Here is a 9,208-nt window from a genome sequence, read left to right as displayed (position 1 = left end):
GGGGGGTTAAAGTCCACTCATCATCAGGGACCTCGATGCTTATCCCCAACACCCCTGCCCGATCGGCGTGCCCACACTCAACTCTGAAGAGCCTCAAATCCGCTACGCTAGGGAACGTAGCGATCAGGAAAATTCATCGAAGAGGATGGTTGCACATGGATCACGTCTCGCTTGCCGCAATCCCCTGGGGGGAGATAAGCGCCAGCTATGGCGATGCCTTCCCCATGCATGCGGTGCTCAGCCCAGAAGGCGAAGTTCTCGATAAGAAGGCCCTAGATCAGGTCCCCGAAGAGACCCTCGTCGAGCTTATGGAAGACATGGTGTGGGCGCACGTCTTTGACCAGCGCATCATCATGCTCAACCGCCAGGGTGCGCTCGGAAACTACGCGCCCGCCGGTGGTCAAGAAGCGTCCCAGTTCGCGTCGTTGAAGGCGCTGGATGCCACCGACCTGCTCATTCCCACCTACCGCGACCTCGCGCCGCTCATCAAGCACGGCGTACCGATGCATCAGGCGTTCTTGTGGTGGCGCGGCCACATCGAGGGCAATGCCTACCCCGAGGACGTGTCGGCCTGGGTGCCGCAGGTGATCGTCGGCGCGACCGCCATGCACGCCGTCGGTGCGGCCATGGCGATGGCCCGCAAGGGCGAAAAGCGCGTCGCGCTCGCACTACTCGGCGATGGTGCCACCTCGCAGGGTGACTTCTACGAAGGCCTGAACTTCGCGGGCGTCTACAAGGCCCCCGTCATTGCCCTCATCCAGAACAACCAGTACGCCATCTCGGTTCCCGTCGTGAACCAGACCGCCGCCCACACGCTCGCCCAGAAGGGCGTCGCCGCGGGTGCGCCCGCCGTGCGCGTCGACGGCAACGATCCCGTCGCCATGTACCTCACGGTGAAGTCCGCACGCGAATACGCGCTCGCCGGTAACGGCCCGGTCCTCATCGAGGCCGTCACCTACCGTTCCGGCTCGCACACGATGTCGGATGAGCCCAGCCGCTACCGCGGCGACGACGAGGTCGAGCTGTGGACGAACAAGTCGGCACTGCGTCGCCTGCGCGAGGTGCTCGTCGCCGCTGGCAAGTGGGAAATCGAACGCGAAGAGCAGATCGCCGAAGAGGTCAAGGCCGAGATCAAGGAGGCCCTGAAGCTCATGGGCCAGACCCCGGCGCAGAAGGTCACTGACTTCCTTTCCGTCATGTACGAAACCCCACCCGCAACGCTCGCTGAGCAGATCGAGACCTACGCCGCGAAGGAGGCTAACTAATCATGAGTGAGATGACTCTTGCCCAAGCCGTAACCTCCGGCCTCGACGTCATGCTCGAGAAGGACGAGAACACGATGATATTTGGGGAGGACGTCGGCAAGAACGGCGGCGTCTTCCGCATCACCGACGGCCTGCAGGCCAAGTACGGTACCGACCGCGTGTTCGACACCCCGCTCGCCGAGTCTGGCATCCTCGCGATGTCGATCGGCCTGGCCGACCAGGGCATGCGCCCGCTGCCGGAGATCCAGTTCTCGTCGTTCATCCTGCAGGGCATGGACGCCGTCGTCGCGCATATTGCCCGCTACCGCTTCCGCTACGCCGGCAAGCGCCACCTGCCGCTGACGATCCGGACCCCGTTCGGTGGCGGCGTGCACACGCCCGAGCTGCACTCGGATTCGTACGAGGGTCTGTTCGCCCAGATCCCGGGCCTGCGCGTGGTCATCCCGTCCAGCGCGTACGACGCGAAGGGCCTGCTGATCTCCTCGATCGAGTCGAACGACCCGGTCGTCTTCCTCGAGCACCTGAAGCTCTACCGCACGGTCAAGGGCGAAGTCCCCGAGGACTACTACACCGTCGATCTCGACAAGGCTGCCGTCCGCCGCGAAGGCACCGACGTAACGATCATTGGCTACGGCCTTATGGTCATCGAAGCCGAAAAGGCCGCCGAAGAGCTCGCGAAGGACGGCATCAGCGCCGAGGTCATCGACCTGCGCACCGTCGCCCCGATCGACTTCGAGACCCTGGTGGCCTCCGTCAACAAGACGCATCGCGTCGTCGTCGCGCAGGAAGCCCAGAACATCGCGGGTGTCGGCGGCTACGTCGCAAGCGAGCTGGGCAAGCGCTGCTTCATGCAGCTCGACGCCCCGATCGCGCGCGTGTCCGGCCCGGATACGACCTACCCGTTCGGTGCCGCCGAGAGCGTGTGGCTGCCGAACGCGAAGGACATCTACGCCGCAGCCAAGTCCGCTTACGAGTTCTAAGGGAGGGCCAGAATGTATCAGTTCAAGTTGCCCGACATTGGTGAGGGCACCCACGAAGCCGACATCATCGCCTGGCACGTCAAGGTCGGCGATCACGTGAAGGAAGACGACACGCTCGTTGAGATCCAATCCGATAAGGCGACGGCCGATCTGCCGAGCCCCGTCGACGGCATCGTCGCGAAGATCATCGGCGAGGAGGGTGATAAGGCCCTCGTCGGGTCCGTGATCATCGAGATCGACACCGGCGATGGCGAGGCGGCCCCGGCCGGCGATAGCGATGTCGCCGCCGATGAGTCCGGCGTCGATGCCATCAAGGAGGCCGACGAAGAAACCGACGCGGCCCCCGTGGCGGATGCCCCCGCGACGGGGGCATCCGAGGTGGCTGCGGCTCCCGCCGGCGACCGCCCGGCCGTCCACGGCGAGGACGTCGATATCCGTACGCTCGCGGTGCCGCGGGTGCGCTACTTCGCGCGCCAGCACGGCATCGACCTGCGCACGATCTCGGGCACCGGCCGCTCCGGCCTCATCACGATGGAAGACGTCGAGGCCGCGCTGAGTGGCGCCCCGGCTGCTGCCGCACCGGCGCCCGCCGCCGAACCTGTCGCGCCCGCAGCGCCCGAAGCACCCGCCGCGCCCGAGGCCGCCACGCCTGCCGCGCCGCTGGCTGCCCCGGCGCACGTCGCGCCGCAGGCAGGGGAGCGTCGCGAAAAGATGAGCCCCGTGCGCAAGGCCACGGCCAATGCCATGGTCGCCGCGAAGCAGACCGTCCCGCACGTCACGGTCTTCGACCGCGCCGTCGTCGACGAGCTCATGGCCCACCGCGCTCGCCTCAAGCCCCGCGCCGCCGAGGCCGGCATCAAGCTCACCTACACGCCGTACCTGGTCAAGGCCGCCGTCGCGATGCTCAAGCGCCACGCCGACCTCAACGCGTACGCCGATATGGCGAACTACGAGATCGTCCACAAGGATTCGATCGACGTGTCCGTGGCGATCAACACCGAGCACGGCTTGTTCGTGCCCGTCATCAAGGATGCGGACCGGCTCTCGCTGTTCGACATCGCGCGCGAAGTCGAACGGCTTTCCGAACTCGCGATGGCTGGCAAGCTCACGAGCGCCGACATGCGCGGCGGCTCGCTCACCATCACGAACGTCGGTGGCGCCGCTACCGCGGGCGTGTGGTCCACCCCGATCATCAACGTGCCCGAGGCTGTCATCATCGGCATCGGCCGGATCGAGGGCGAATTCCTGCCCGATGAGGACAAGAACCCCGTCTACCACGACGTCATGAAGATCAGCTTCGGCTTCGATCACCGCCTCGTCGATGGTGTTGCCGCCCAGCTCGCGCTGAACGACTTCAAGGCATTCCTGTCCGATCCCGACTACCTGTTTGCGGAGAGCTAGACCATGGTCGTAGGAGATTTTGCGTCCGAAGTCGACGTCGTCGTCATCGGTTCCGGCCCTGGCGGGTACGTCGCGGCGATCCGGGCGGCGCAGCTCGGCAAGAAGGTCCTCGTCGTCGAAAAGGACGCCGTCGGCGGGACTTGCCTGAACGTCGGCTGCATCCCGTCCAAGGCGCTCATCGAGGCCGGCCACCACGTGGCCGCCTCGAAGGCGCCCGGCCTGTTCGGCGTCACCAACGAGAACACGACCGTCGACTTCGCCGCCACCCAGGCGTGGAAGGATAACGACGTCGTCGGTCGCCTCACCAAGGGTGTCGCGGGCCTGCTGAAGAAGAACGGCGTCGAGGTCATCTCCGGCGAAGCTCATTTCGTCGACGCCTCGACCGTGCGCGTCGTCTTCGACGACGTCTACGGCCAGTCCTACTCGTTCAAGCACTGCATCATCGCGACGGGCTCGCGCTCGGTCCAGCTGTCGGTGGCGCCGCTTGGCGAGCGGATCCTCGACTCGACCGGCGTGCTCAACCTGAGCGAGATTCCCGAGCGGCTCGTCATCGTCGGTGGCGGCTATATCGGGATGGAACTCGCGGGCGCCTATGCCGATCTCGGCTCGAAGGTTACCGTGCTGGAAGGCCTGGACTCCGTCCTCGCCTCCTTCGAGTCCGACCTCGTCGCCCCGGTGCTGCGCCAGGCGAAGAAGCGCGGCATCGGGATCATCACGGGGGCGAAGCTCACGGCCACCAAGGTCGACGGTGACGTCGTGACCGCGACGTATGAAAGCACCGACGGCGAGCACCAGATCGAGGCCGATTACCTCGGCGTGTGCGTCGGCCGCGTGCCGAACACCGACGAGATCGGCCTGGAGATGACGGGCCTGTCGACGACCGAGCGCGGCCTCATCGAGGTCGACGAGCAGTGCCGGACCGCCGTGCCGCAGATCTTCGCGATCGGCGACATCACCGCGGGCCTGCCACTCGCGCACAAGGCGAGCTTCGAAGCCAAGGTTGCGGCCGCCGCGATCGCGGGCGATCAGGCCGCCGCCGTCGACTACCTCGCCATCCCGGCCGTGTGCTACACCTCGCCCGAGATCGCGACCGTCGGCATGACGGCCGCCGAGGCGAAGGACGCCGGCATCAAGGCCAAGAAGACGAAGTTCCCGCTCGGCGGCAATGGCCGCGCGCTCTCGCTCGGCCAGGCCGTCGGGTTCGTTCGGCTCGTCACCGACGAGGAAACGGGCCGCCTGCTCGGCGCGCAGGTCGTCGGCCCCAATGCGTCCGAACTGATCGGAGAACTCGGCCTCGCCGTCGTGAACCTGCTCGGTGCTGAGGATGTCGTAGCCACAATCCACGCGCACCCTACCCTCAATGAATCCATCATGGATGCGGCCGAGGCTGCCGTCGGCCACGCCATTCACGCATAGGAACGCACCCCTCATGTCTGTCCAAATTCAGCCCCAGACAGCGCATCCCGCGAAGGACTTCACGATGAACGTCCTCAACGGGCTGGCGATCGGTACCGTGGTCGCCCTCATCCCGGGCGCCCTCCTCGGCGAGCTCGTGCGCGCGCTCCTGCCGCATGCTCCGTGGCTCGACGTCGTCCTGCAGGCCACCCAGGTCTCCAACGGCGTCATGGGTCTCGTCATCGGCTTCATGGTCGGCCTGAACTTCAAGTTCACGCCGATCCAGTCGGCCGCCGTCGGCGTCGCGACCATGTTCGCGGCCGGCGCGGTGCATTTCGAAGACGGCAAGATGGTGCTGCACGGCACCGGCGACGTCATCACCATGGGCGTCACCGCGGCGCTCGCGGCCGGCGTCGTCCTGTGGCTCGGCAACTCCATGAAGGCGTACACGATCCTCGTCATCCCGGTCGCGGTCCTCGCGATCGCGGGTGTCGCGGGTCGCCTCGCCCTGCCCTATATCCAGCAGATTACGTACTGGATCGGGCAGGGCGTGGAGAGCCTGCTGACGCTCCAGCCGATCATCATGGCGATGCTCATCGCCGTGATCTTCTCGATCCTCATCGTCTCGCCCATCACGACGGTCGGTATCGCGCTCGCGATCTCGCTCGCCGGGGTTGGCTCGGGCGCCGGTAACCTCGGCGTCTGCGCCGCGGGCTTTGGCCTCGCGATCGCCGGCTGGAAGGTCAACTCGCACGGCACGTCGCTCGCGCACTTCATCGGTTCGCCCAAGATGTCGATGGCGAACGTTCTGAAGAAACCGAAGATTATGCTCCCGGTCATCTGCTCGGCTGCCCTGTGTGGCATCCTCGGCGCGATCCTCGGGATCACCGGCACCCCGATGTCGGCGGGCTTCGGCTTCTCCGGCCTCGTCGGCCCGCTGGCCTACTTCGGCCTCGAGGGCTGGACGGCGCTGAACATCGGCAAGGCGCTCATCGCGTTCGTCGTCGCGCCCGTCGCGTTCGGCATCCTGTTCAACCGGGTCTTCACGCAGATGGTTCCGATCATCAAGCCTGAGGACTACTACCTCAACGTCAAGTAAGGAATTCGATGCTTACCTCGCTCGCTCAACTCGATGACTTCGTCGCGGGTCGCGACCAGGCCGTCGGTATCGCCGTGGTCACTGCGTGCGACGACGCGGTTCTCACCTCGCTCGCGCAGCTGACCGAGGCCGGCGTCATCCGGCCCTACCTGGTTGACCCGTCCGACGCGCTCGAAGCGAAAGCCGCCGAGCACCTGCCCGCCGGCAGCTTCGAATGCCTGACGGCGAGCGATGACGCCGATGCTGCCGCCAAGGCCGTTGCCCTCGTCCGCGAGGGCAAGGCCGGGGCGCTCATGAAGGGGCACGTCTCTTCGGGGACGTTCCTCAAGGCCGTCGTCGACCGGGAAACCGGGATTCGGGCGTCGGCGGTCCTCTCTCACGTTGCGGTGCTGCAGGCCGAAAAGCTCGGTCGGCTCGTCGCCGTGACCGACGGCGGCATGGTGACCGTCCCGAACGCGGAGCAGACCGAGGCGATCATCGACCACGGCGTCGCCGTCATGCGTGCCCTCGGGCGCGAAGCCCCGAAGGTGGCGCTGCTGTCGGCAGCCGAGACCGTGATCCCTCGGCTGCCGTCAGCCGAACTGCAGGCCGAGCTCGCCGCGAAGACCGGCCGCGAATACGTCGTCGAAGGACCGATCTCGCTGGATATCGCGCTCGTGCCCGGCATCGGCGCGGAAAAGGGCTATCCGGGCGAGATCAGCGGCGATGCGGACGTCATCGTTGTGCCCGATATCGTCACCGGCAATGCCCTGTCGAAGTCGCTCATCTACTTCGGTGGGGGAGTGATGGCGGGCGTCGTGCTCGGCGCCACGTGCCCGATCATCCTCACGTCCCGCAGCGCGGGCGCGGATGAAAAGCGGTATTCGATCGAGCTGGCGATCGCGATGGGGGCGGGCGCATGAGCCGCATCCTCGTCATCAATCCTGGCTCGACGTCGACGAAGATCGCGGTCTTTAACGATGCGAGCGAAGTCTTCCGCCACGAACTGACCTACTCGCGTGAGGACTTCGCGGGCGCAGCGTCGATCATGGATCAGCTGGAGCGCCGCGAGGCCGATATCGAGGCGGCGCTGGCGAACGATTTCCCGGCCGGCAGCTTCGATGCGGTCGTGGGGCGCGGCGGGCTCGTCGGCCCGGTCGCCCCCGGCGGCTACCACGTCGATGACGCCTTCCTCGACATCATCGCGAACCGCCCCGTGCTCGAGCATGCCTCGAACCTCGGTGGGCCGCTCGCGTCGGCGCTCGCGTCTCGGCTCGGCGCCGACGGCGCACTCGCGCTGATCTACGATCCGGTCACCGTCGACGAAATGTCGGACGTGTGCCGCATTACCGGCATCCCCGGCATTGAGCGCAAATCGATCGGCCACCACCTCAACATGCGGGCCGTCGCACGCAAACTCGCCGACGCGATCGGCACTCCTTACGAGTCGGCGCGCACGGTCATCGTCCACCTCGGTGGGGGATCGACGGCATGCGCGATCGACGGCGGCGCCATGATCGATTTCGTATCCGATGACGAGATCATGTTCTCCGCCGAGCGCAGCGGCGGCGTTCCGCTGAAGGAATTCGTCGCGCTCGCGCAGACCGTGCCGGCCGGCGAGCTCAAGTCCGTCGTGCGCGGCTCGGCCGGACTCGCAGGGCTGCTCGGCACGACGGACCTGCGCGAGATCGAGGCGCGCATCAAGGACGGGGACGACAAGGCCGCCCTCATCTTCGATGCGCTGGCCCTGCAGATCGGCAAGACGATCGCGACCCTCGCGACGTCGCTGTCCGGCCGCATCGACGCCATCGCCCTGACCGGCGGCATGGCCCGTTCCACCGACCTCGTCGCCGCGATCAAGCAGCGCGTCGAATGGATCGCGCCGATCCACGCTTTCGGGGGAGAATTCGAGATGGAGGCACTCGCCCTGGGGGCCTTGCGGATCATCCGCGGCGAGGAAGACGCCCAGCTCGTCACTAACTACCTATAAGGACCACTCATGACCCACCCCATCGTCGCCTATGATGTCCGTCCCGATGAGCTCGGTGATGTCGATGCGTGCATGAGCCGCACCGGCGTCGAGATCATCATCCGCAACACCCGCCTGGAGCTCGCCGGCATCGACGACCTGCCCGAGACCGACGCCGTGTCGATCCTCGGCCAGTCCATCGTCGACGCGGAGCTCATGGCTGCGCTTGCCGAGCGCGGCGTGAAATACCTGTCGACGCGCACCGTCGGCTTCGATCACATCGACCTCGATGCGGCGAAGAACTTCGGCATCACCGTCGGGCATGTCACCTACCCGCCGAACTCGGTCGCGGAATACACCGTCATGCTCATCCTCATGACGCTGCGCCGGATGAAGCTCGTCATGCACCGCGCCCAGATCCAGGACTTCTCGCTCATGGGCTCGCAGGGCTCGGAGCTCGGCAACTCCACCGTCGGCATCCTCGGCACCGGCCGCATCGGCGCGATGGTCGCAAACTTCATCAAGCCGTTCGGTACACGCGTGCTCGCCACCGACCCGTACCCGAAGTCGGAGCTCGAGGGCATCGTCGAATACGTCGACCTCGACACGATGCTCGCCGAGTCCGATCTCGTGACGCTGCATGCGCCGGCGTCCGAGGCGAACCATCACCTCATTGGTGCCGAGCGGCTCGCCAAGATGCGCAAGGGCGCAACGATCGTTAACTGCGGCCGAGGTGATCTCATCGACGCCGAGGCGCTCATCAGCGCGCTCGAGTCGGGCCACCTGGCGGGCGCCGCGCTCGACGTGCTCGAAAACGATCTCGAGTACTTCCACCGCGACGTGCGCCTCGGCACGATCCGGCATCGCAACCTCGTGCTGCTGCGTTCCTTCCCGAACGTGCTCGTCACGCCCCACATCGCGTTCTACACGCGCGAGGTGGTCAGCGCGATGGTGGAGCAGTCGGTCGATTCGCTGCTCGAGATGCGCAAGTCCGGCACGAGCCCGCTCGTCGTCGGGGGAGCCGTCTAGCTGTTGTGGGTCATGACGTTGTAGTCACCGACCGGGGATGAAGGAACGGGCCCCTGACTGCACGATGGGTGGTGTCAAAGCAACCATCCAG

At 66.3% G+C, this 9,208-nt stretch carries 8 protein-coding genes; all 8 read left to right on the top strand.

All coding sequences use genetic code 11. The features are described 5' to 3' along the window. The first annotated feature begins 155 nt into the window (after positions 1-155). From pdhA to BSZ39_RS11425, 8 genes are read left to right on the top strand one after another with little or no spacing between them, the layout of a single operon-like run. Positions 156-1,265 (top strand): pyruvate dehydrogenase (acetyl-transferring) E1 component subunit alpha, encoded by a 1,110-nt coding sequence (pdhA, locus tag BSZ39_RS11460; protein WP_073717459.1) that lies wholly within the window; start codon positions 156-158, stop codon positions 1,263-1,265. A gap of 2 nt (positions 1,266-1,267) precedes the next feature. Continuing rightward, complete coding sequence (locus BSZ39_RS11455; RefSeq protein ID WP_073717458.1) at positions 1,268-2,245, top strand: alpha-ketoacid dehydrogenase subunit beta; 978 nt, start codon at positions 1,268-1,270, stop codon at positions 2,243-2,245. Between the two features lie 12 nt (positions 2,246-2,257). Then, the gene (locus tag BSZ39_RS11450; protein ID WP_073717457.1) at positions 2,258-3,646 is read left to right on the top strand and encodes a dihydrolipoamide acetyltransferase family protein; all 1,389 of its coding nucleotides are present in this window, start codon (positions 2,258-2,260) and stop codon (positions 3,644-3,646) included. A 3-nt stretch (positions 3,647-3,649) separates the two neighbouring features. Continuing rightward, a complete protein-coding gene (lpdA, locus tag BSZ39_RS11445) occupies positions 3,650-5,062 on the top strand; it encodes a dihydrolipoyl dehydrogenase (RefSeq protein ID WP_073717456.1) in 1,413 nt (470 codons plus the stop codon). A 13-nt stretch (positions 5,063-5,075) separates the two neighbouring features. Continuing rightward, positions 5,076-6,140, top strand: coding sequence for a PTS sugar transporter subunit IIC (locus tag BSZ39_RS11440; RefSeq protein WP_073717455.1), 1,065 nt, complete (start codon positions 5,076-5,078; stop codon positions 6,138-6,140). An 8-nt stretch (positions 6,141-6,148) separates the two neighbouring features. Beyond that, positions 6,149-7,042 carry a phosphate acyltransferase gene (locus tag BSZ39_RS11435; protein ID WP_073717454.1) on the top strand — a complete coding sequence of 298 codons (894 nt, stop codon included), beginning with the start codon at positions 6,149-6,151 and terminating at the stop codon, positions 7,040-7,042. Next, positions 7,039-8,109: a butyrate kinase gene (gene buk, locus BSZ39_RS11430; protein ID WP_073717453.1), complete on the top strand. Its 1,071-nt coding sequence runs from the start codon at positions 7,039-7,041 to the stop codon at positions 8,107-8,109. Before BSZ39_RS11435 ends, buk begins: the two co-directional genes overlap by 4 nt. A 9-nt stretch (positions 8,110-8,118) precedes the next feature. Continuing rightward, positions 8,119-9,117, top strand: coding sequence for an NAD(P)-dependent oxidoreductase (locus BSZ39_RS11425; protein WP_073717452.1), 999 nt, complete (start codon positions 8,119-8,121; stop codon positions 9,115-9,117). Positions 9,118-9,208: the final 91 nt, after the last annotated feature.

Source organism: Bowdeniella nasicola (assembly GCF_001907295.1).
Lineage (GTDB): Bacteria > Actinomycetota > Actinomycetes > Actinomycetales > Actinomycetaceae > Bowdeniella > Bowdeniella nasicola.
Note: the sequence above shows the minus strand (reverse complement) of the source record. Positions and strands in the feature narration are given on the sequence as shown.

Excerpts from the sequence above, each read along its gene's own strand:
- pdhA (WP_073717459.1), top strand. The coding sequence starts at position 156 with ATGGATCACGTCTCGCTTGCCGCAATCCCCTGGGGGGAGATAAGCGCC.
- BSZ39_RS11455 (WP_073717458.1), top strand. The coding sequence starts at position 1,268 with ATGAGTGAGATGACTCTTGCCCAAGCCGTAACCTCCGGCCTCGACGTC.
- BSZ39_RS11450 (WP_073717457.1), top strand. The coding sequence starts at position 2,258 with ATGTATCAGTTCAAGTTGCCCGACATTGGTGAGGGCACCCACGAAGCC.
- lpdA (WP_073717456.1), top strand. The coding sequence starts at position 3,650 with ATGGTCGTAGGAGATTTTGCGTCCGAAGTCGACGTCGTCGTCATCGGT.
- BSZ39_RS11440 (WP_073717455.1), top strand. The coding sequence starts at position 5,076 with ATGTCTGTCCAAATTCAGCCCCAGACAGCGCATCCCGCGAAGGACTTC.
- BSZ39_RS11435 (WP_073717454.1), top strand. The coding sequence starts at position 6,149 with ATGCTTACCTCGCTCGCTCAACTCGATGACTTCGTCGCGGGTCGCGAC.
- buk (WP_073717453.1), top strand. The coding sequence starts at position 7,039 with ATGAGCCGCATCCTCGTCATCAATCCTGGCTCGACGTCGACGAAGATC.
- BSZ39_RS11425 (WP_073717452.1), top strand. The coding sequence starts at position 8,119 with ATGACCCACCCCATCGTCGCCTATGATGTCCGTCCCGATGAGCTCGGT.